The organism is Moorena sp. SIO4A5, from assembly GCF_010672005.1.
In the GTDB taxonomy this organism is placed as follows: domain Bacteria; phylum Cyanobacteriota; class Cyanobacteriia; order Cyanobacteriales; family Coleofasciculaceae; genus Moorena.
On sequence record NZ_JAAHHZ010000028.1, the window covers coordinates 55258 to 77459 of the forward strand.

The following is a 22202-nucleotide window of genomic DNA, read 5'->3' on the forward strand; positions in this document are numbered from 1 at the left end:
CCGTTCGCGCAGCGTCGGGCTTTGCCCGAAAGGTCACGCTACGCGAACGCTTGAGTATTGGATTTATCGATTTAGATAGCTGCGCTGATTTTCGCCTATCTATTTATTTCAGGACTTACGCAGTAACTCTACTTGTAGGGTCTCACCCTACTATTTATAGTGTTTGTTACCGAGTTTTACCTCAGTTATGTATGTCTTAGAGTTCTGCTAGAGTTCAGAAAAATTTCTTGATTGATGCCACAACCCTTGCTTGGTCAGCCTCAGTCATATCGTTGTAAAAGGGCAGACGAAGTAAGCGATCGCTTACATCCTCAGTCACCAAGCAGTCTCCTTCTTTGCCCCCAAACTCTCGTCCCATATCAGACAAGTGCAATGGCAGATAGTGAAAAACGCTGTAGATGCCTTGAGCTTTCAAGTGAGCAATCAAGGCTTGGCGCTTCTCTAGGGACGGTAAGAGTACGTAGAACATATGGTATGCCTGGTCACAGTACTCTGGCACAATTGGTAAGCGAATACCGTACTCCGGTGCCCAATCCTTGAGATTTTCGTAGTAGTACTCCCAAATTTGCTGTCGCTTGCTCTGAATCTGTTGGCGACTTTCTAGCTGAGCATACAAGAAAGCTGCGAGTATGCCTGAGGGGAGATAACTTGAACCAATATCTACCCAGGTGTACTTATCAATTTGACCGCGATAGAAGCGAGTGCGATTAGTTCCTTTCTCGCGGATAATCTCAGCACGTTCGATATACTGGGGGTCGTTGATCAAGAGTGCGCCACCTTCTCCACAAGTAAAGTTTTTAGTCTCGTGAAAACTCTGGGTAGCTAGACAACCAAATGTACCTAGATACTTGCCTTTGTACTTAGCAAATAGCCCATGAGCATTGTCCTCAACAACTGGTATACCGTAACGTCCAGCAATCTCCAAAATAGCATCCATCTCGCACCCGACACCGGCGTAATGTACGGGAACAATAGCTTTGGTGCGGGGGGTAATCAGTGATTCTAATTTCTCTTCGTTTAAATTGAGGGTATCCGGGCGGATGTCAATAAAGACAGGTTGAGCACCTCGTAAGACAAAGGCATTAATGGTAGAGACAAAGGTGAAGGAGGGAACAATTACTTCATCCCCTGGTTGGATGTTTAATAGTAGTGCCGCCATTTCCAGAGCATGAGTGCAGGAAGTGGTTAGCAGAACCTTGGGAACTGACAATATTTGTTCGAGTAGAGCATGACATTTTTTGGTAATAGCACCATCACCGGAAAGATCCATGTTCTTGATGGTCTGTTGGATATACTCAAATTCTGTTCCAACAGTAACAGGGCGATTAAAAGGTATTTTTGACAAAGTAACTTCCATTTTTAGTTAGTAATTATTAGTTTCTACTTGGTATTAATGCGATCAATTTTTACGATGCACCTTAAATCCTATAGATTAGAAATTATTGATATGGCTTATTGTTGCTAGGAATAATAATTATGATTAAATTATTATTAGGGAGATGTTGAGTTGTAGCGCCCTGAACTTAAACGATGCTCAATTAACCATTGTTCATTTTCTGGTGAGTCATGTAGCCATCGCTGAATTAGGTCAGCAAATTTTACTGGAAGCTGCAAACTCTTCCAGGTTTCGTAAGAGGCTATAGACAGATTATGGTAAAGATCTGAATCGGAAAGCAGCTTTTGAATAGATTCTGCTAAAGCAACAGAGTTGCCAGCTTCGAAAATTTTCGCATTGATGCCATCTTTTAGTTTATTGATAAACATTGGGTGATCTGAAGCAATAATTGGAGTTCGAGCGCAAAGGGCATGAGTAATTACTAGTGGGAAACCCTCTGGAAATTCGTGGCGACTAGGAACTAATACCAGATCAGATTCTCTCATCAGAGGAACTACCGTATTACTTGGTACTAGTCCGAGAAACTCTACACAGTCTTCGATTTGTAGCTGCTTAGCTTTATTGACAAAGAAACCGGTTTTATCGTAACCAGCTAGCTTCAATTTGATTGGAAATTTATTAGCTTTTAATTTAGCGATAGATTCTAATATATCACCAACCCCTTTAGCTAAATTCATTGAGCCAACATAACATATTTGCCAATACTTTTCCTCTGATCGTAGAGTTTTTGGTAACCAAGATTCTGGGGTTTCAGTAACAATAAAGCTCCAAGGAATTATCTTGTCAGATTGGACTCCTATGTCCTGGAGTACTCGGGAGGAATCAATCCCATAACTACCAATCCATTGGATTTGATCATTATTTAATAATTGGCTTAGTAAATAATTACGAAACTTGTTACGCACCTTTCTGGTTGGAATAGATTCAGCAAATAGGGCTAGGGTTGAAACATTATTGTGAATTGCCCAACGAAAAACTTCCCGAATGGGTGTGCGAACAACTAAATGAGTTGGATGGTAATCTTCAACCAATTGGATTAATTTTTTAACGTTAATCTTTCCATCAAACCCTGCACCAATGGCACGAACTCCTTTTTCCAGTAGCTCATTGTATGGTTTTTCGGTCATACAACAGAGAGTTGCAACTTCCCCAATTTGTTTGCCAATTTCAGCTACCGCATCTACAGAATATTTCTGAGCATAGTATGTCTCAGGTCCACCGTTAGCTAAGCGTTCAAAGGTTTTACGGTAATCTCCAGCATACTGAATAATCAATAAACGCATAAAATTAATTCCTTTGTTTTCAATAATTTTTTATAAAAAGTATTACCATTTTACCGTTATATTAATATCCTTATTTTCAGAAAAAATAGATATATATTAATTTTTAGGATAAAGTTGGTGTTATTTAAAAAAACAAAATGCATACACTATGATTGATTTTACTATCCATTTAATTAAAAAAATAGATCCAAAAAAGCTATAGAGCATCAGGTGTAAACTAATAGGGATTTATAGTAGTGGAAGTAAAGCTTAAGATATATTTTTGATCCCTGCTCCCTTTAAACCAAAATACTATGTCTTAAACTATACTTCCGTTGCTATAAATTTTATTATCGATCCAGTTGTGCAAAAGCCTTCAATGCATCTCCCAATCTCCCAATCAGCCCCGATTCATAATTTACATGGGTGAAAGCTTAATTATCAATACAAGCTCAATCAAATAAATCCGGATTATTGTTCCTATTTTTAAAAAGAAATAAAGTAAAACTGAGTGCCCTGGTCTATACAGAAAATTTTGTTAAGGGTGGTTAGTGATTAGTAGTTAGTTGATTTTTTTTACTAACTACTAAATCCTAAAGTAATAACCACCCTCCAAGGAGGTAATTAATCCGATGTTACTAGAAGTTATCAGCACAAAAAACTGCCTATATTTGGTAAGTAAAGGCAGGTTTGGCGGATAAAAATTAATGCACCATAGACGATAGACAAATACCAGCTTCCCTAAAGCGTAAGGAGCATGCCATTGACTTTAAAGAGGTTTGAGAGTAATGTCCAAAAGTGCAATCGCATCTTTAACGTCTCCCTCAGCTGATTCTCTGGCGCAAATGAGCATCACTACCACATTTTTACCCAGCTGACGCGCCAAGATCACTCCACTGACTGGCTGAGTCTGACCACCTAGGGTTAAGCTACCTCTCCAAGGAAGGGGTGCATCTCAGTTTTGCAATTAGGCAAAAATTCCCGCGCCCCCGCCCCACACTTCCCACACTTCCCGCGCCCCCGCCCCGCGCCCCCGCCCCACACTTCCCACACTTCACATCTTTTTTACAAATATGAGATGCACCCCTTCTCCATCGGGTGAGGTACAAAGTTCTGGGTTTGTTCGCGTAGCGTGGCCCAAAGGCCAGGGAGTCGGGAGTCGGGAGTCGGGAGTCGGGAGTCGGGAGTCGGGAGTCGGGAGTACTGTTTGCGTCAATTCTTGTCCACTGTTCCCTGATCCGAAGTTCCCTGTTCCCGACTTCTGAAAGAAGTCTATACTTTGAAAAATTGGTATAACGTTACGGGTTATTGTCGCTCCCGCTTGGATTGATATAACGTATAAAACCAAAAAAAACGTAAGGATTCAGGTGTGGAGAGAAGGGATGAGGGAAGGAGGTTGGGTTAAATGACCCGATTGAGCCATAAGAGCTTGCTCGTTCGCGTAGCGTGACCAAAGGTCAAAAAATCCATCACCGACCGTTTTTGAAAACGGCAAGTTTGGACTGGTCGTGTAGTAAATTAGCGGTCTGCTCGAAACCTTAGAGAGAACGAGAGCCACCACGTTCCCTTACGCTTGGTGACTGCCAAACGTTTTGACCTCTCGGCGAGATTATTATCTGGTGGAACTTGGGGATGGTCTAAAAAATACCACCATTGGGAAGCCTTCTGTTTGAGGGAGCGCAGTAACTTACCTGCTTCGGCTCCTGCCACCGACCACCAGGTTTAATGAGTCAACTGTACCTGAGTTTTGAATCCCCTAACGCAGATGTTGGTACTCTGTCTCATCGCCATTTTCTGGCCAGAGGCGATAATGGCGAAAAGCTTCATCAATCAGACTCACGAGTGCTTCGACCATCGCTCGGTTGTGTAGTCCAGGCTGTTTGATTAACCTCAGAAAATGACGACGTAGATGGGCGTGCGCATTTCTGTTGAGCGCTGACTGGATAGCCATTATACACATTCAAGTCATCACTACTAAGAACACCCCTGTATTTACTGCCCAACTGAGATTCCAGTTCGGCACGTCCCCTGGTGTCAGCGGCCCGAAATAGACAAAAATCTCGATTGCTAAAGACCCAGAGCCATTCCTTAATTCCCTTTACAGGCCAAGGAGTTTCATCTACATGAATAGATGGTTGTTCTGTTTTTACCCATTCTGACAATTGCTCAACATGAGGTTTAATCGCCAGTTCAACCCGTTGATTGGTGTTCACTAAAGTCCCATTACCGATCTCTATCTTGCCCAGTTCCCATAACATCTCTTGTTGTTTTTTATAAGGGAGATGTCCATAATTCCCTAACCATCCCAGAAAAGCTTGTACCTTGACCCCCAAATCTTGTCCGGGTATCATCTCAACAGACCAAGAGGCTGATGTCACCGCACCACAGCCGCTACATTGACAATGGTAACGATGGTACTCAACTACCTCGATTGGTTTGTTCACCAGTTGGGCTACTTGTTGAGTGTCTACCAATATAGGTTGATCTAAAAATTCTCTTTGACCACACTGACTACACACAGACGGTTGCAAGATTTCGGTTCGGTCTATTCTGGAAAACCCTTTACGAGTTTTTCCCCGATGACCTGGTTGTCCTCCGGGTTTTCTCTTTTTGGCCTCAGTGGTGGGACAATCCTCCTTTTCTAGGGCTTTTTCGGATTTTTTCAGTAGATCAGTTGATGGGGGTTTCGAGGAAGTCTTACTATCGTGGGTCCCGACTAAGCTTTAATTTTTCAATTTCGAGCTGTAGTTCCTCAATCACTTTCTGTTGAGTCAATAGCATCTTTACCAGTTCCGCTTTTGACAACTGGCGCACGGCTTTCTCGAGTTAGCGGGAGAGGTGAGTGACTCATGTGTTTACTTTACCCTAGTTTGCTTCAAAGTCAATCCCGCAGACTTTCAAGAAGCTCCCTTCTTTGGCATTGTAGCAATGCCTGTGACCTGAATCCTTACAAAAAAACACAATTCAAGTCTACCGGATTTCACTTGAAAATTTGCTAATCTGTTGAGGTGCAAATATGCTAAAAAACGATCAGAGTGTCCAAGAGCTGTATTATTTTGTAATGTTGCTTTACCTTGAGCTCATTTTCCTGGGAATGCCATGACTAACTTGCCTGAGCCTGTGCCACCCAATCAGCCTGAACATAGTAACAACGGTACCGCCAAGAACTCAGCCAATGGTAATTCACCACCATCTCCTCCCCAAACTCAAGAGGAGCAACATTTATCTACCCTGCCGTTGTCAAACCTGCCCAATAAACCAACTATTGGATCAGTTAGTCCTGCTAATCGCTCCCTAAGCGTAATTATTCTCAGTGCGATCGCTATCATGATTTTTGGGGTAGTGATTGATAACCTCTGGATTGGGATATCCGGAGCTACTGTGGCGCTGCTGGTTTCATTGCCAGTGATTTTACCGGTTGTCAAACAATGGCTTACTGATTTGTTGCCACCCCAACAAAGAATCAAAGTTATTGCCTCGATCGGAGTGGTAGCAGCAATAAGTGGCTTACTGAACTTTCTTGGTGTTTACCAAAACATCAGCAATTGGTTAGTTCAGATTAAATGGGATGAATTTGGGTCATGGGCTGATTGGGTGGGTGCTTTGGGACAGATTTTGATTGCCGTCCTAGCAGTATTCATTGCTTGGCGACAATATGTCATTTCCAAAGACCTGACCATCCAGCAAAATATGATTACCCAGCAGCAAACCATTGATGCTTACTTTCAGGGAGTTTCAGATTTAGCCTTAGATGATCAGGGATTGCTAGAAGATTGGCCCCAGGAGAGGGCATTTTGCGAAGGAAGAACCGCTGCAATTCTCAGTAGTGTGGATGCCCATGGGAAAGCCAAAGTGCTCAGATTTTTGTCCCAAGCCCGTTTACTAACTCCCCTCAGACGGGATAATCATTTAGGACGCCCCATGTTGGATGGCTATGGAGGATACCAAGAAGACCGAGTTTATGGTATAAGGGTTATTGACCTGAATGTAATGTTAGCTGGATCAGACCTGAGTCATACAGATTTGCGTTGGACAGAACTCGGCGAAGCTAATATGGTCAGAGCGAATCTCAGCTTCTGTGACTTAGTGCAAGCGAATCTATCCCGCACTGTTTTATATGAAGCCAACCTCACTGGTGCTGACCTCAAGGGAGTCCGCCTATTTTATGGTTCAGTAGAAACTGCCAGTCCCCGCAGTCGTACCCATCCCCCTGACTATCCCACTGGAGCTTACACCGGTGCAGTAGTCGAAAATGTTAACTTCACCGGTGTCCAGCGGATGGATGAAAAGCAGCACTACTACAGCTGTGCTTGGTGCGGTGAAAAGTCAAGAAAAACAATCCCGGGTGGTTGTCAGGGAATTCCTAATAAATTAGGGCGCTAGAAGGTCGTCTGTCAGAATGCAGAATGTAGAATTAAGACTTTAGAATTCTACATTCTGCATTCTACATTCTTAATTCAAAAATGTTGAAGAACGATGAACCCAACCTATTCCCTGGTTATTCCTGTATATAACGAGGAAAACAGTATTTCAGAACTGTACCGACGCATTAGTACAGTAATGGATCAGTTAGGGGAGGTGGAGTTAATTCTAGTGAATGATGGCAGTTGCGATCGCTCTTTAGAGCTGATGCGAGACCTTCATCAAAAAGACCCAAGGGTATGTTACCTAAGTCTTTCCCGTAACTTTGGTCATCAAATTGCTGTCACTGCCGGTCTAAATTTTGTGCGGGGTCAAGGGATTATTGTCCTAGATGCTGATTTACAAGACCCACCAGAAATCATTCCAGTGCTAGTGGAAAAATGGCAGCAGGGTTATCAAATTGTTTATGCTCAGCGCACCCAGAGACGTCGTGAAAGTTGGTTAAAGCGCTTTCCGGCTTACCTATTTTATCGCTTACTGCGCCGTCTAGCCAATGTCGAGATTCCGTTAGATACAGGGGACTTTTGTTTAATGGATCGACGGGTGGTTGATGTACTCAATGCCATGCCAGAACGCAACCGTTACGTGCGGGGATTGCGTTCTTGGGTAGGGTTGCGGCAAACCTCTGTTTCCTATGTGCGTGACCCCCGGTTTGCTGGTGAGATCAAGTACACCATTCGTAAATCCCTAGCCCTAGCAGTAGATGCACTGGTTTCTTTTTCTAAAGTGCCATTGCGAATCGCTACTTATCTGGGATTATTAGCAACAGCGATAGCGCTATTGATGGCAGGGTTAGTGCTTTACTGGCGGATTTTTGAACCGAATTCTCCTGTGACTGGGTTTGCCACTATTATGATTGCAATTTTCTTTTTGGGAGCTGTGCAGTTAGTATCTATTGGTATTTTGGGGGAATATGTAGGACGGATTTATGAAGAAGTTAAAGGAAGACCATTGTATGTTTTATCAGAAGTGAGGGGGTTTGGGTCGGAAGGAGTATCAAAGTAAGGGATAAGTTATCAGTTATCAGCTGACAGCTATCATGTTTCAAATAAACGAGCTTTGTGGCACAGGCTTCGACGCTGTGAAATAACTCAGATTAAACTAATGCTTACCCAGGGCTATTTTATTCTAAATAGACTTCTTGCAGAACTAGGGAAAAGCGGATCACCGGAACAGCATATCACTGGAAAAGTGGAGAAGAATTGACGCAAAGCGATGTAGAGGTCCGACCCGTGGCGAATTTAATTACGGGTCAAGCGCACCATTACGGTCTTGGGGGGGCAGCGCCGCCAAAGGGGGTTCCCACGGGGCTTACAGCGATGCAGAGGTGCGACCCGTGGCGAATTTAATTCTTAATGCGGAAAACGCACCATTACGGTCTTGGGGAGGCAGTGCGGTCTTGGGGGTTCCCCCCATGAGCAACTGCCGTGGTTCCCCCCGGAGACGAAACCTGATTACGTTGAGCCTTTATGGTTGGTAGGCTATGCAGATGCATGGGTAAAACTTGAGGCGCGACCCCGTAATTTAATTCGCCATAGGAAAGCGCGCCTCCATTGATTAAGGCTCAACTGTCTTACGGTAACTTCAAACCATGAGCGACTGCATCAAGAACACTATCAGAAAACTACTTTTGCAATAGGTCTATAGCGGTTTGCGCTTAGATTAGTTACAATAGCAACAATAAGAAAACAATTTTGTTATTTGTTTTTTAGTCAAAGAATCACAACAATCAACTAGACCTTGTCTTGATGCAGCGCGGTCTTGGGGGTTCCCCCCATGACCGCGCTGCATCGCTTTTCTAACTCATCTCTCGTCATAGTTACTAATGAACGTAAATGTTCTTTCAAAATAAACCAGAATTTTTCAATGGGATTAAAATTAGGAGAATAGGGAGGTAAAAATAAAACTTTAGCTCCAAATTCTGATAATATTTCTATAACTTTTTGATTTTTATGACTAGATAAATTATCCATAATTACCACGGCACCAGGCCATAAGGATGGGGCTAAAACATATTTTATATAAGTAATAAAATTTGAGTATTAATCGAGCCATTTAAGGTCATATTTCCTAATATTACTTGGGAGGAAATAGCACTAAAGATTGTGATATGTTCTCCTCTATAATAAGGGCTATAATCGACAACTCTGGTTCCTCTTTGAGAACGACCATAAATGCGCTTTTTCCCTAAATTAAACCCCGTTTTATCCAAAAAAACTAGGTTTTCGACTAAAAAACTAGTAACTGTTTGCCAATATAAAAGTCTTAAATTAGCTACTCTTTCCGTTTTAGCTTGACTGGCATATAAACTTTTTTTTTTCGTGTTATGTTGAGTTTTTTCAGGAATCTACTCAAGGTAAGTAGGTGGGCGTAATTAAGTGTAAAATAGAAAAGTAGTTTAAAAATCCCAAAATCGTAATGCCAGCTCGATTAAAAATTCGTCTAAGTGAGTTATAACTTCAAGAGTTGTTAGAATTAAAATCTGATAATAATTGTCCAAAAAGAACTATAAAAAGAGTATAATTTATCTGTTGAAATCCTAAAGTATGGACAGTCAATCAAATATCTGACTGGATATATTGGTCACCGAATACAGTGAAAAAAACTATTCATAGGTGGATAATACAAGGCAAAGAAGGACTCTGGGATAAGCCAAGAAGTGGTAGAAAAAAAAACCTGGAAAAAATCGGATATAGACTATCTAGAAGAGCTTTGTAATGATGAAGAAAGAACTTACAATAGTAAGCAGCTATCTGTTCTTTTAAAAAAAGAGCGTCAAGTGGAATTAAGTCCCGAAAGAATCCGTAAGATACTTAAAAAAAAAGGATATTTATGGAAGCGAACAAAAACAAGTCCAAGACGACATCCTAACCCCAGAGAAAAAGAATATAAAAAAGCAGATTTAGATATGTTACGTCTGCAAGCCTCTTGTGGTGATGTCAGACTAAAATACTTAGATGAAGCAGGTTTCAGTCTTTGGAGTCCTGTAAGTTATAGTTATATAAAGGTAGGAAAACAGAAACAAATTCCCCAAAGTAAAAAACGAGGAAAACGTCTAAATATATTAGGAATATATGAGCCCCAAAAAAGCTTTAACTATACTTTAAAGCTTGGTAGTCTAAAAAAAGATAATTTGATCAAAGTTTTGGATAGCGATGCAGCGCGGTCTTGGGGGTTTCCCCCATGAGCGACTGCATCAAGACAAAGAAGCTTAAGAAGCAAAAACAGCTCGACTAAAAACAGGAATAGATACAGTGATTGTCTTGGATAATTCCTCAAGTCATAAAAGTCATCAGGTAAGATCTAAAGAAAAAGAATGGTTAGAAATGGGATTGTATTTATTCTTTCTGCCAACTTATAGTCCAGAACTTAATCTAATAGAGGGGGAGTGGCATCAACTTAAAACTCATCAAATCTCTGGTAGAATGTTTGAGGATGAATACGATCTAGCTTTAGCAGTTAAAGAAGGTATAAACAAACGAAGTTGCGAAGTAGGTTATCAGCTTCAACAGTGGACAATATCTGAAAATATAGATAGTAAAAATGATCAAGTTTTTAACGTTTAATTAAGCCCACCTACTTAGTTAGGTGTACAGTAATTTGTTTATCTTTTTCAAGTATTTCCACCATTTCCGAGAGAGTTAATGATGGATGCTCTGACAACATAGATTTGATAAATTCCGTGAATGGTTCTAATTTAGATGCTCGGTTATTCCCTTGTTTGCCCGGTGATATATTTCCAGTTTATTTGAATTTTTTAATAATTTTAAATACAAAATTGCGACTCACTTTAAACCTTTTATCTAACCGGGTCATTGAGCCTTGGCCAAAGGCCACGCTACGCGAACACAGTCTAGATAAGCTGTGATAATTTTCGTTTTTATGTCAACAGAATATGCTTTCATAATTGAATTTTTATAATATCTATTATATTATACTCTATTTAAGCGCAAACCGCTATAATCTAATCGGAATATGGTACGATTCAGAGCAAATTCCATTTAATGCATCTACTCCCGTGTCTCAAATCGCAATTATAGAAGCGAAAGCTGGACTAGAAGCTCCTCGTCGTCGTGCCGGACAGCGCCACACTCTGTCACTGTGCCTACCGCTATTTACTTTGGCCATGTTCCCTGACAGGGGGACATAAAGCAGGGTAAGCGCAAGAATCAATAAGCCGTAGCTTATTGAGAAAAAAACCACGTCATTCTCAACAAATTAACTCTATTGCGAGTACAGTTCGACGAGATTATAGGGGTTTCGAGCCACGAGCAACCGAGATCCAGCCAATGCACATTATGGGCAATTTTTTCTTGCGCTTACCCTGGGACATAAAGCTTATAACGTAGACAATTCTGACTCTATAGCCCGCTCACCCTTCTTGTAATAGTTGAGGCAACGACGGTTAATTTGCATGCATTTCGTCCACTATTTTTTCGCACAATCCCCTTAAGGGAAGCCACGAATGCTCAGGTGCGCTTTCCGTTCGCCGTAGGCGACGCTTTTGGCCTACGGCCAAACGCGAACGGCGAATTTAATTCTTAATGGGTCAAGCGCACTTTAAGTAACTGAGGAGCCATGTTAAAATAAGTTGTACAAATTTTATCGGAAATAAATTGTGAGATATAGCTTCCAGAAAAAAAACTGTTCAGGTTATTTTTACACGAGTCCTGATCGGTTGAACGTATTACCGAGTAATGATTTTAGCTTGCATGTTACCCCCCCATAAAATTAACTCAGTACCTTCATGTTATTTTATATATTGTGGAAATATAAACATTATCCTATCAATATACTATACTAGTGCCAATTTTAGTGTTGAGTATAGCAATGTCTCTGATTGTTGGAACCAGAATCCATAGTGGTGTTGATGGTTATATCCCTGAATTAGGTAAAGTGGAAAATTGGTGTGATCAGGTACTAGAATACGCTGATTATATAGTAAGAGCTACAGATAATCAACTATTTGACAAAATTAGCAAAATTGTTTCGGTGTTTGCAGAACAGGTACTTTCCCTGCTAATAAATCCCTGGAAAGGACTAGCTCATCCCCTAAATGCGATTGTATGTGAAGCAACTTATTTGGGTGGTGATAAACTTTTGCTTCAAAGTCTAGAAGTCTATATATCATCAACAGATGTGGAAACCTTGAATTCTCACCTTACCTCTGACACTCTGGTAGTGGGGGCAAAGATGATTTCAACCCATGGAGGAGATGCTGGAGTAAAATTTATAGATGGTATGACCTCTCCTTGGAATACTTTAGCTTTGTGGAACTTATCAAAGTTAAACATAACAGGGTTTTTAGGAATTTCTAGTGGACTTATAAAGGATGTACCTGGTGGCATGGAAGAAGTAACCACTATTTCCTTACTGCAACAACTTTATCAAAATCAAGCTCAGGCAAAATTGGTTAAACTATCAGACCTTAAGTGGATTACTACCTGGAATAGTCAAGAACGCCAAAAGTACCATAAAAAAAAAATGTTGACAAAATTGTTGCGAGCATAAAAACAACTAAAACACTCCAGAATTAAGCGTGGAGTTGTCACAATATTGGAATAATAAATTTATCGGCTCACAATCATTTTTTGCCCGTAAACAAGGAAATATGAATCAAAATAAATTTATCAATTGGTCTGAGCAGTATCAGTGCATACCTACTTCTGTACATTACCCTGCTTCAACTGAAGAAGCTAGAGACATTGTTTGCCAAGTAATGCAACAGGGAACAAAAATCCGAGTATTTGGTTCAGGACATTCCCCAAGCGATATTGCTATGAGTAATCAGGATTTGGTTTGTAGCGATCGCTTAAATCAGATCCTAAATATCAACTATGATAGTCAAACTGTTGTTACTCAAGCAGGAGTTACCCTCAAAGATTTGAATCAAAGCCTAGCAAAACATAGACTAGCCTTGCCCAATCTAGGTTCTATTTATGCTCAAACTGTAGGAGGTGCAATGGCAACTGCAACTCATGGCACAGGATTAAATTATGGGGTACTGTCAACAATTATTCAGGAAATTACACTGGTAACAGGTTTAGGAGAAGTTATCAAAATCTCCAAAGATGAAAATTATCAACTATTTAATGCAGCCAAATGCCATCTAGGAAGTTTGGGATTAGTCACAGAACTTAAATTACAAGTAACAAAAGAATTTGACTTAGAAGTACGAGAACAACCAGAAACTCTAGAAACTGTATTGGATAAACTACCAGAACGCCTGCAAGCTGACCACTATCGTTTTTGGTATTTACCCCATGCAGATAGGGTGTGGGAGTGGAGTGCAACTCGCAAACCACCTGGAAAAACTGCTCCCAAACAAAATTTTTTCCAACGCTTCCAGAGTTGGTATAGAGAAAAACTTATTGGTTACTATACATTTGAACTGCTCTTATATTTAGCTACTTATAATCAACGTCTGATTCCCCTGGTTAATCGCTGGTACGTTCAACAAATGTTCAGCAAGTCAAAACAGTCACGAGGGAACAGTGTCAGTCAATTCAATTTTGATTGTCTATTTAAACAGCAGGTTAATGAGTGGGCGATTCCTATAGAACATACGGCTGAAGCCATCTTGCAAATTCGCCAGATGATTAAAGAAAAAGACTATCAAGTTCATTTGCCCATTGAAGTGCGCTTTGTCAAAGGAGATGATATTTGGTTAAGTCCTTGTCAGGGTAGAGATAGCTGCTATATCGGGGTTATTACTTATATGCCCTACGGTAAATATGTTGATTGTCAATCCTATTTTGATGACTATGAAAAAATTATGGCTAAATTAGATGGTCGTCCCCATTGGGCAAAAAGGTTCGGGCCTGATGCTGATAAATTAGAAAAAATGTATCCCCACTGGAACGACTTTCATAAAGTACGTTCTCAACTTGAACCAGATAATATATTTGGTAACTCCTATAGCGATCGCGTACTCGTAAAACCTAAAAAAACGCCTTTGTATTACTCATAAAAATCCGAACATGGGAACAGATATTTTAGTCATCGGAACAGGTGAATATGTCACAGGTTTTGTTCACGGAGCAGCAGCTAATTCTGACAAAAGTGCTGGTGTTGTAGCCTTGGTGCTTTTCGACCTCCGAAGTCGTGGAAAAGTAGAGCAAATTTCCCTCTGTGGACGAGATGGAAAACGTTTTCCAGGGATTCGCCATCATTTTGCCGAACAAATTAGTTCTCGGTATCAGGGAATAGATGCTTCCGTCCATACTTTTCCTGATGACAATGACTATAATCCCCAAGCCTATCAAACTGCTATCGAGAAGATGAAGCCAGGAAGTGGGGTAATTGTAGTGACACCTGATGATACCCACTTTGAGATCGCCATGACTGCTATTCGTCAGGGAATGCACGTTTTAGTTGCTAAACCATTGGTGAAAACTCTAGCAGAACATCAGAAATTAATCGAGGCTGGAAAGCAACATAATGTACTGGTGGGAATAGAGATGCACAAGAGGTTTGACCCCATGTACTCTGATGCACGCGATCGCGCTCGCAGCTATGGAGATTTTAGTTATATGAGTAGCTATATGAGTCAGCCGAGAAGTCAACTTAACACTTTTGGTCAATGGGCAGGGCGCTCTTCTGACATTAGCTACTATTTGAACTCTCATCACATAGATTTATTAGACTGGATGATAGGGGATCGGGCCAGACCCATCCAAGTAAATGCTTTAGCTGCTACTGGAGTCGCCAAGACAGAGTTAGGCATTGATACCGAAGATACCATTACCCTAACGGTTCAGTGGGAAAACATCGAGAGTAGGAATTTAGGAATCTCCATTCATACGGCATCATGGATTGCCCCTAAATCTGACGTTCATTCCCAACAACGGTTTTTCTACATGGGTCATCAAGGAGAGTTACAAGTCGATCAAGCTCATCGAGGTTATACAACTGCAACAGTATCTGGGGGATATGCTAGTATTAACCCCCTATTTATGAAGTACGAACCCTCTGATGGCAAATTTGCTGGACAGGGAGCCTACGGTTATCAAAGTCTTGAAAGATTTGTGGATGCAGTAGGCAGTATTAATGAGGGAAAAGCGGAACCCAAAGATTTTGACAATATCCTAGCGACTGCTGCTCGAACTTTACAGACAACAGCTATTCTTGAAGCTGGTCGTCTCAGTTTAGATAGTGGTGGTTTACCCGTTGAAATTAAATATAGTTCCCAAGAGCTATTAACACCAGAAACTCTCAACCTCAACCTCAACCGCACCTAAATACAATTTTATCATAATGTCGGCAGAAAACCCGAGCCATAACGGTAACTGCTCACCGCAATAAAGATGCTCTATTGACAACGGAGAAGCCAAATTGAACACTTGGATGTATATTGGTTCTTATGACTCCAACCGCCACCGAGAATTCCCAGTCCGTCATGAGCGTCGCCTCCGAACAGTTGGTGACCAATGTACTGCTGGTTGAGTGGCTCGTGAAGCTGCAACAACAACTATCCCTTCAACAACGAGTGATTGAACAGCAGCAAAGACAAATCTTTGGGCAGCAGCAAGAGATAGAACAATTTTTGGAGGAGCGTATTGAAGCTCAAAAACCGCTCCTCGAAAAATAGTTCAGTCCCTCCTTCCTCTGACCAACTCCAAAAGCCCAGCAACAAAAGTAAGCGCAAAAAGGGGAAAAAGCGCGGTCCCAAGTATAATCATCTTTGGAATTACCCGTAACGGATTTGGCACTCAGTCACGAAATAGTGACTATCGAGCATTAAAGCTGTCCCATGTGCGCTACTTCCTTAGAGGTAGTAGAAGAAGCTCCACAAAAAGTCCAGCAAGTAGCTGAAGTAGTCGAGCAACCAATAGAAATCAGAGAATATCGCCGCCCTCTATACAATTGTCCCAATTGTGGATGGTCTGGTTATAGCTCTATGCCTTGGGGAGTCAAAGAAGGATTCAGCTATGGGGGACGACTCTGTAGCATTGTGGGCTGGTTAGGGTATGGGGGCAACTTGACGTGGCGTAAACAGGAATATTTTGCCTTTATATGTCTTGGGGGTTCCTATTTCTCAGGGAAGTCTGGCAAAAATGCAACGCTGGTTCCAAGAGAGTTTGGAGCCTTCTTACCAACAATGGCGTTCCCTACGTCAGACAGCCAGGGGTCAGGTGTGTGGATGAAACGACCTACTGTATAGATGGCATTAAGTATTGGTTGTGGGTAGCTACCAGTGACCAGGTATGTGCTAAGATGTTAGCACCCACACGCAGTAGTGCTGAACTAGAGAAATTACTGGGAGCTGAGTTTGAGGGAATACTCACGCTTTGATTGTTTTAGTGCCTACTCTCCACAAGGAGCTCAGGCCAAGCAGAAGTGTTTAGCCCATCTCGAGAGAGACTTAAAAGCCCTCTTAACCAGTCGCTTTGAAGGCAATCGACAGTTTGCGAGCAAAGTGCAATTAGTGTTGTGGCAAGCTCGCAGTTGCTATCAGGATTATCAAGAAGGAAAACTTAGTTGCCAAACTCTCAATGACCAACGAGAAAGTGTAGAAGCTTCTCTTAAAAAAGTCTTAGAAGAGACACTCTTGGATACCCTCCCTCAGATACTTTGAGATTGATTCAACGACTACAGCGTCATTGGAATGAGTGGTTCACTTTTTTGTCTCATCCAGAGGTCAAACCTGATAACAATGATGCTGAGCGAGCAATGGCCCAATTGTGATACATCGCAAAGTCAGTGGTGGGGCTTGAAGCGATTGGGGGGCACAGTTAGTCGCCCAAATGTTTAGTTTTTTGGTTTCGATGCGGTTGCAAGGAAATAATGCGTTCGCGAAGCGGTTCTTTTGGAACATCGCTGCTTTATGTGAATTATTGTCTTTGGCTGGTCGAAGTCCCCCAGGCTTGGAGTTTTCCTGACAATTAGAGTAAACCATAGTTTTATTTTCATGGGTCGAATGGTAAAGCTATTCCAGTCCTCAGGTTCTTCGAAAGCGGATATTGTCCGCTAACAATGACTCATATCTCACTGTTTGTTCATTTGCCAACCCACTTTCAGATTTGCGATCGCACTTTGAGATTCGTGATCGCACTTTGAGATTCGCGATCGCATTTTGAGATTCGCGATCCCAGTCTTGGGAAACCCCAATATCTCCTTCAACCCTTATGTCGTAGCTTTTTGACATTGTGATTCCGAATGGCTCACCAAGGGTGAGCGAACGGTGAGTCATAAGAGCCAATATAGCAATTCCTTAATAGGTCGTGGTAATTTCTGAAATTCGATCCTTGCTCTACCTGGGTTTTAGCCGATCACTTATTACATCCTATTTAGGATTGCTATATACACCCAAGTGTTCAATTTGGCTTCTCCGTTGTCAATAGAGCATCTTTATTGCGGTGAGCAGTTACCCATAACGATAGTTTGGCGTCGTCTGGGAATGACAAGTGGCAAAGTATGGTATCATATTAATACAGCCGATAAACCAAGCTTTAAAAGTTGAAAAAAATCAATTCAACTCTTACTATTTACAGTCGCTGAGAGGCATAATGAGACTCTAAATGGACGTGGAGGAAGCGTAAATCTACCCCTAAAACGTACTTGCACTGCAAGTGAAGCCCGCCTTGAGTCATTCGTTCAACGCACAGTTGTTTGATTGATGGATAGGAATCGGTGCGCTGTCTTTTAAGAGCAGCGTCAGGAGGATGTCAATTCACCAGATTCAACAACAATGAAAAAGTCACTAGAATTGCCAAACCAACAAAAAATTTATTTCCTCAACGAGGAGGAAGCACTTTTTCTTTATGATGATATTTTTGTCAGACAAAGTTATTTGCAGCATGGGATAACTTTAAAACCAGGTTATACAGTATTTGACATTGGTGCCAACATAGGTTTGTTTGCACTTTTTGCTCATCAATATTGTCAAGGCAATATCAATCTATTTTGTTTTGAACCAATTAAACAAATTTATAAAATTATGCAAAAAAATATGCAGTTAACTAATGTTATTAGCTATAATTGTGGATTGTGGAACGAAGATAGTAAAGCAACGTTTGATTACTTCCCTCATTACTCATTATTATCAGGAGCAGATGCCAAGTTTAGCCCGGCAGAGAAAAACAACTTTACCAACTTAATTATTAACAACTTAAATAATAAAAATGCAAAAAAAACTAATAATATCATAACACAAATCATTAAAATATGTCCGTTTCCATGGAAAGCAAGATTAGTGGAATTTATTTTAGAAAAGTTTTTCTTGAAAACCAAACAAGCTAGTGTAACTTTAACGAGTATATCTGAAATAATCAAAAAACATGAGTTATGTCAGATAGATTTAGTTAAATTAGATACTGAAAAAGCTGAACTTAAAATTCTTGAGGGAATCAATTCCGCAGACTGGCAAAAAATCCAGCAGTTGGTTATAGAAGTTCATGACATCCAAGACCGCTTAAATATCATCAAAAATATGTTAGAAAAAGAAGGCTTTGAATGCTATGTAGAAGCAGGTTCACCACCAAAATTTTTAGCTTACTCAATTTTAGGAGTCACTAATCCAGTTTTCACCAATCATTATTCACAATAATTACTTTATACTATCTATGCAAAAAGAATAAAATAACGATTGTAAATGATGGTGCTAAACATATTTTTGAAAATAAATTGTATAATTTTATGAAAAACATGAATTTAAAATACTTGATAAAAATATGTTTTTTAATTCACTGTATAACCCCATACGGTGGCTATTACGAATAATCGGAGGTTGGGTATAACTTCGTTATACCCAACAAAAAACCATTAAAAATGGCGTTAATTAATGGTAATTTTTTTATATAAAATTCAAACAAAATAAGTTTTATGATAGTATTAACCCTGACTATTGAATTTTACTAACGCCCACAAATTGATTTAAAAAATATAAATAAACCTACAAAAGTTAAGTAATCAGTAATTTTAATTAAAAATATAGGAGTTTTAAATTAGCTGGGGTACACATTTTTTTGTGTTAGGGAACAGGGCCTTCAGAGCAGGGAACAGGGAACATGTAAGATCGAAAAAATATTGTGTGTTTCATTAGGATAAAAAGCGCTATATATAACTTTTGTCACAGTTGGTATTAGGGGAATTATCGGTGATGATAAAAATATCTGAACATACTCTTGTTGAGCAATACAACAAATATGCAAGTTATGAAAGCAAAAGATGGCAAGATTTAGCAGCACAAAACGTCAATAGTTGGGCGGATGTCTGGGAACAATCAGTAGCTCATTTGTCTCACCGCCCAATAGTTCATGAGGTAGGTTTTATATCCCCTTGGAGCTATCAAGAACTTGATCGCGCAGCCGATAAAATAGCAGAATGGGCGATTTCCTCAAATCAAAAATACATCGGGGTTCACCAAAACAACAGTGCTGTTTTCCTAGCTACTGTCTTGGGATTAGCTAAAGCAGGAATTGTCGCAGTTTTATTTAATGCCAGAGAATCAGATAAAAAATTATCAACTTTAGCCCATAATTCAGGAGTCAAGATTACCATAGGTCAGCCCATCCCATCAGTAGAAACCTATGACCCAAACTGGATTCTTGAACGTTCCTGGTCGGGTCGCACTTCAGCAAAACACCGTCGTCAAGTTACGCTTGATGACCCAGTTGTGATTATCTTTACTAGCGGAACTAGCGGTCGCAGTAAACCCGCACTCTTTAGTCATCGCCGGATGATTGGTGCGGGAATTGCTTGGTCGTTGCGAACAGGGATGTCTTATGACAGTAAGTGTTACATCACTTTGCCTCTCTATCATGGAAATGGGCTAGCTGTGGCTTTTTCTAGTTGTTTAGAAGCGGGAGCTTGTGCTGTAGTCCGCGATAAATTTTCTGTGGGAGCATTTCTGACGGATGTGCGTACCTACAATTGTGATTCAGTTGTTTATATTGGCGAACTGTGGCGTTATCTGAGCAACAGTCCCCAACAACCCGAGGATGCCAAAAATCCCCTGGGCGTTATTTTTGGTAATGGTTTAACATCTCCCCTCTGGGAGCAGGTGATCGAAAGATTTGGGATTGAAAAAGTAGTAGAACATTACGGTGCGACAGAAATGCCAGCATCAGCACTGACAAATTGGACGGGAAGACCGGGTTATTGTGGTTTTATTCCCCCAGACCATCCTGATGCCAACAATGTAGCGTTAGTTAACGAGCAAGGAAAAGTTGTTGCACCGGGAGAAGTTGGAGAGGCTGTGTTGCGGGTTCCGGGTAATTTCTATCGAGGTTATCTTGACCCAAAACTAGATGAGGATAAACTCTGGAGAAATTTATTTGAACCAGGTGACTTGTGGTGGCGTTCTGGAGATTTACTATGTCGAGATGCTGACGGCTTTTTTATGTTTGTTGACCGTATGGGTGACAGCTTTCGTTGGAAAGGAGAAAATGTTTCTTGTGTGGAAGTAGAGGAAGCAATTTTATCGACGGGTAAAGTCCGAGAAGCGGTTGTTTATGGAGTTCCAATTCCTGGTGCATCGGGTAAAGTAGGGATGGCATCTATTTTACCTATTGAGTCTTTGGATGAAGGTGAAACTCTTGATGATTTCTTGACTCACTTGCAAGAACTTTTATCTCCCTATGCTATCCCACACATTATTCGATTAGTTGATCGGCATCACGAAACAACTTCCACTATGAAGATTATCAAAGCTCATCTACAGACTGAGGGGTTTAAGCAAATTGAAAAATATCCACATTTTGCGTTACGTCAGGGTCGGTATGTTCGCCTGAAAAGGGATTGCATTTCGGTACTATAGTCAGGAAAATTAACTCTAGGTTTTAGGTAAATAATATCAATGGTAGTGGTAAATATGTAGTGAATTAACCAAGGTATGTTAAGGTTTGTCAAGGGTTTCAACTATGGTAGCTACTTCCACGTATTGAAAGCCTCATCAGCTCGAAAAAGAGTAAGCATTCAGCTATCAACCGTTGGCCATTCGCGTAGCGTGGCTAAAGACTATGAATTCCTGGCCGAAAGGCCAGGGAACTGAGATTTAGCAAATGCTTACCTATTTCATTCAAAAGCTGAAGGCTGACGGCTGATAGCTGTTAGCGTAGCGTGCGCGTAGCGGATATGCTTAGGTTTTTTTAGTCTGTTTTTTCTATACCCTTGGCGAAGATGCTATCTTTCTCTGTGAGAGCCAACCTAAACCCAAAATACTAAGTCCTATAACCGTACCAGCTTCAGGTACACTTGCTGGTGATTCATTTTCTACCCGCCTAACAATCGCTGTGTCTACGAACTCTCCATCTACCTCGAATCCAGTAAATAAGTCTCCGAAAATACTCGGACCACTATAAGGATTAAATCTAAAATCTTCTGTAGCCCAACTTAATTGCTCGCTCTCTCCTACCGCACCTTCAAACAGTGACAATACAGGCTGTCTCGTAGAATCCGCCTTGGTATAGGTTCTATTGTTGAAAAAAAACTCAATCTCATCTACTGGATACGTTAACTCGACCACGGTAATATCAGGCTCACGATAATCAAATTCTCTCCGAGTTTCATTGGCGTCATCATAGCTGAACTTACCAGAAAATTCTTCTGTTGAAAACTCATAGGTAATGGTAATAGCTTGGGCAGGATTAGTGTCAATCACTGCTAGGCTTAAAGCCGCACCAGTAGTGATTAGTGCTAAGTTTTGGCAGATACTTTGTAGCTTTAACATTGATTTATCCCTGAAAATTACTTGTTGATATTACTTATTTTTAATTTTTTAAATTAAGTCTATACCAAGGGTCAGTAGAATTTATAAACACTACATAAAGTTTACATAAAGTTTACATAAAAATGTGAATAACGGTTGATACTATAGCAATAGGGAATAGGAAATAGGGAACAGGGAATAGAAAAGGGTTGATAAACGTTAAATTTATTAACACAGTTAACAGAATTGATGTCCAAGTAGTTAGTTAAAAACTTGTTAATAAATCCCAAACACATTCTGGTCAACTAATCCGTCAGCCTATGCGCTACGCCCACGCGTGCGCGAACAGCCATTTGCGTAGCGTGGGCAATGTGCAATGCGCAATGGCCAAAGGAGAGCATTTAATAGTTCGAGATTAATGGGAATTGAAAGTCTGGGTAAAAGCTGATACGCGACACGGTGATACGCGACA

The 22202-nt window shown here is 40.8% G+C and carries 17 protein-coding genes and 2 pseudogenes; 12 read left to right on the plus strand and 7 right to left on the minus strand.

Annotation, left to right across the window (positions count from 1 at the left end; genetic code table 11):
* Positions 1-214: 214 nt before the first annotated feature.
* The 4 genes and pseudogenes from rffA to F6K57_RS10550 form a co-directional block, all read right to left on the minus strand.
* Complete coding sequence (gene rffA, locus F6K57_RS10535; protein WP_293067256.1) at positions 215-1357, minus strand: dTDP-4-amino-4,6-dideoxygalactose transaminase; 1143 nt, start codon at positions 1355-1357, stop codon at positions 215-217.
* A 134-nt stretch (positions 1358-1491) separates the two neighbouring features.
* Positions 1492-2679 (minus strand): glycosyltransferase, encoded by a 1188-nt coding sequence (locus F6K57_RS10540; RefSeq protein ID WP_293067259.1) that lies wholly within the window; start codon positions 2677-2679, stop codon positions 1492-1494.
* A gap of 1033 nt (positions 2680-3712) precedes the next feature.
* Positions 3713-4006 carry a hypothetical protein gene (locus F6K57_RS10545; RefSeq protein ID WP_293067262.1) on the minus strand — a complete coding sequence of 98 codons (294 nt, stop codon included), beginning with the start codon at positions 4004-4006 and terminating at the stop codon, positions 3713-3715.
* Positions 4007-4021: 15 nt separating this feature from the next.
* A pseudogene (locus tag F6K57_RS10550) lies at positions 4022-5472 on the minus strand (IS66 family transposase).
* A 285-nt stretch (positions 5473-5757) separates the two neighbouring features.
* Between F6K57_RS10550 and F6K57_RS10555 the strand changes: the two are divergent.
* The 3 genes from F6K57_RS10555 (at position 5758) to F6K57_RS10565 (ending at position 8560) form a co-directional block, all read left to right on the plus strand.
* Positions 5758-7041, plus strand: coding sequence for a pentapeptide repeat-containing protein (locus F6K57_RS10555; protein WP_293067265.1), 1284 nt, complete (start codon positions 5758-5760; stop codon positions 7039-7041).
* Between the two features lie 93 nt (positions 7042-7134).
* Complete coding sequence (locus tag F6K57_RS10560) at positions 7135-8085, plus strand: glycosyltransferase family 2 protein (protein ID WP_293046417.1); 951 nt, start codon at positions 7135-7137, stop codon at positions 8083-8085.
* Positions 8086-8416: 331 nt separating this feature from the next.
* A complete protein-coding gene (locus F6K57_RS10565) occupies positions 8417-8560 on the plus strand; it encodes a hypothetical protein (RefSeq protein ID WP_293067269.1) in 144 nt (47 codons plus the stop codon).
* Between the two features lie 253 nt (positions 8561-8813).
* Here the strand turns inward: F6K57_RS10565 and F6K57_RS10570 are convergent, their stop codons facing one another.
* The gene (locus F6K57_RS10570; RefSeq protein ID WP_293067313.1) at positions 8814-9110 is read right to left on the minus strand and encodes a transposase; all 297 of its coding nucleotides are present in this window, start codon (positions 9108-9110) and stop codon (positions 8814-8816) included.
* 629 nt (positions 9111-9739) lie between these two features.
* On the opposite strand from F6K57_RS10570, the gene F6K57_RS10575 reads away from it, so the two are divergent.
* The 7 genes and pseudogenes from F6K57_RS10575 to F6K57_RS10605 all read left to right on the plus strand — a co-directional run bounded on the left by F6K57_RS10575 (position 9740) and on the right by F6K57_RS10605 (position 16961).
* A complete protein-coding gene (locus tag F6K57_RS10575; protein ID WP_293025995.1) occupies positions 9740-10267 on the plus strand; it encodes a hypothetical protein in 528 nt (175 codons plus the stop codon).
* A gap of 67 nt (positions 10268-10334) precedes the next feature.
* Positions 10335-10646: a transposase gene (locus F6K57_RS10580; protein WP_293025997.1), complete on the plus strand. Its 312-nt coding sequence runs from the start codon at positions 10335-10337 to the stop codon at positions 10644-10646.
* Between the two features lie 452 nt (positions 10647-11098).
* A complete protein-coding gene (locus F6K57_RS10585) occupies positions 11099-11230 on the plus strand; it encodes a hypothetical protein (RefSeq protein ID WP_293025999.1) in 132 nt (43 codons plus the stop codon).
* Positions 11231-11910: 680 nt separating this feature from the next.
* Positions 11911-12591, plus strand: a complete 681-nt coding sequence (locus F6K57_RS10590) for a hypothetical protein (RefSeq protein WP_293026001.1) — start codon at positions 11911-11913, stop codon at positions 12589-12591.
* A gap of 100 nt (positions 12592-12691) precedes the next feature.
* Complete coding sequence (locus F6K57_RS10595; protein ID WP_293067274.1) at positions 12692-14050, plus strand: D-arabinono-1,4-lactone oxidase; 1359 nt, start codon at positions 12692-12694, stop codon at positions 14048-14050.
* Positions 14051-14060: 10 nt separating this feature from the next.
* Positions 14061-15320 carry a Gfo/Idh/MocA family oxidoreductase gene (locus F6K57_RS10600; protein WP_293067277.1) on the plus strand — a complete coding sequence of 420 codons (1260 nt, stop codon included), beginning with the start codon at positions 14061-14063 and terminating at the stop codon, positions 15318-15320.
* A 113-nt stretch (positions 15321-15433) separates the two neighbouring features.
* Positions 15434-16961 (plus strand): annotated as a pseudogene (locus tag F6K57_RS10605) (IS66 family transposase).
* Between the two features lie 59 nt (positions 16962-17020).
* On the opposite strand, the gene F6K57_RS10610 reads toward F6K57_RS10605, so the two are convergent.
* Positions 17021-17227 carry a hypothetical protein gene (locus tag F6K57_RS10610; RefSeq protein ID WP_293030268.1) on the minus strand — a complete coding sequence of 69 codons (207 nt, stop codon included), beginning with the start codon at positions 17225-17227 and terminating at the stop codon, positions 17021-17023.
* A gap of 543 nt (positions 17228-17770) precedes the next feature.
* Between F6K57_RS10610 and F6K57_RS10615 the strand changes: the two genes are divergently transcribed.
* Both F6K57_RS10615 and F6K57_RS10620 read left to right on the plus strand, forming a co-directional pair.
* Positions 17771-18628: an FkbM family methyltransferase gene (locus F6K57_RS10615; RefSeq protein WP_293067280.1), complete on the plus strand. Its 858-nt coding sequence runs from the start codon at positions 17771-17773 to the stop codon at positions 18626-18628.
* A 552-nt stretch (positions 18629-19180) separates the two neighbouring features.
* On the plus strand, positions 19181-20839 hold the full coding sequence (locus F6K57_RS10620) for an AMP-binding protein (RefSeq protein ID WP_293067283.1): 1659 nt from the start codon (positions 19181-19183) through the stop codon (positions 20837-20839).
* A gap of 345 nt (positions 20840-21184) precedes the next feature.
* On the opposite strand, the gene F6K57_RS10625 is transcribed toward F6K57_RS10620, so the two are convergent.
* Positions 21185-21751, minus strand: a complete 567-nt coding sequence (locus tag F6K57_RS10625) for a hypothetical protein (protein WP_293022432.1) — start codon at positions 21749-21751, stop codon at positions 21185-21187.
* Positions 21752-22202 lie beyond the last annotated feature (451 nt).

Bases quoted from the DNA above. Each gene is read 5' to 3' on its own strand.
- rffA (WP_293067256.1), bottom strand. From the start codon at position 1,357: ATGGAAGTTACTTTGTCAAAAATACCTTTTAATCGCCCTGTTACTGTT.
- F6K57_RS10540 (WP_293067259.1), bottom strand. From the start codon at position 2,679: ATGCGTTTATTGATTATTCAGTATGCTGGAGATTACCGTAAAACCTTT.
- F6K57_RS10555 (WP_293067265.1), top strand. From the start codon at position 5,758: ATGACTAACTTGCCTGAGCCTGTGCCACCCAATCAGCCTGAACATAGT.
- F6K57_RS10560 (WP_293046417.1), top strand. From the start codon at position 7,135: ATGAACCCAACCTATTCCCTGGTTATTCCTGTATATAACGAGGAAAAC.
- F6K57_RS10590 (WP_293026001.1), top strand. From the start codon at position 11,911: ATGTCTCTGATTGTTGGAACCAGAATCCATAGTGGTGTTGATGGTTAT.
- F6K57_RS10595 (WP_293067274.1), top strand. From the start codon at position 12,692: ATGAATCAAAATAAATTTATCAATTGGTCTGAGCAGTATCAGTGCATA.
- F6K57_RS10600 (WP_293067277.1), top strand. From the start codon at position 14,061: ATGGGAACAGATATTTTAGTCATCGGAACAGGTGAATATGTCACAGGT.
- F6K57_RS10610 (WP_293030268.1), bottom strand. From the start codon at position 17,227: ATGTCAAAAAGCTACGACATAAGGGTTGAAGGAGATATTGGGGTTTCC.
- F6K57_RS10615 (WP_293067280.1), top strand. From the start codon at position 17,771: ATGAAAAAGTCACTAGAATTGCCAAACCAACAAAAAATTTATTTCCTC.
- F6K57_RS10620 (WP_293067283.1), top strand. From the start codon at position 19,181: ATGATAAAAATATCTGAACATACTCTTGTTGAGCAATACAACAAATAT.
- F6K57_RS10625 (WP_293022432.1), bottom strand. From the start codon at position 21,751: ATGTTAAAGCTACAAAGTATCTGCCAAAACTTAGCACTAATCACTACT.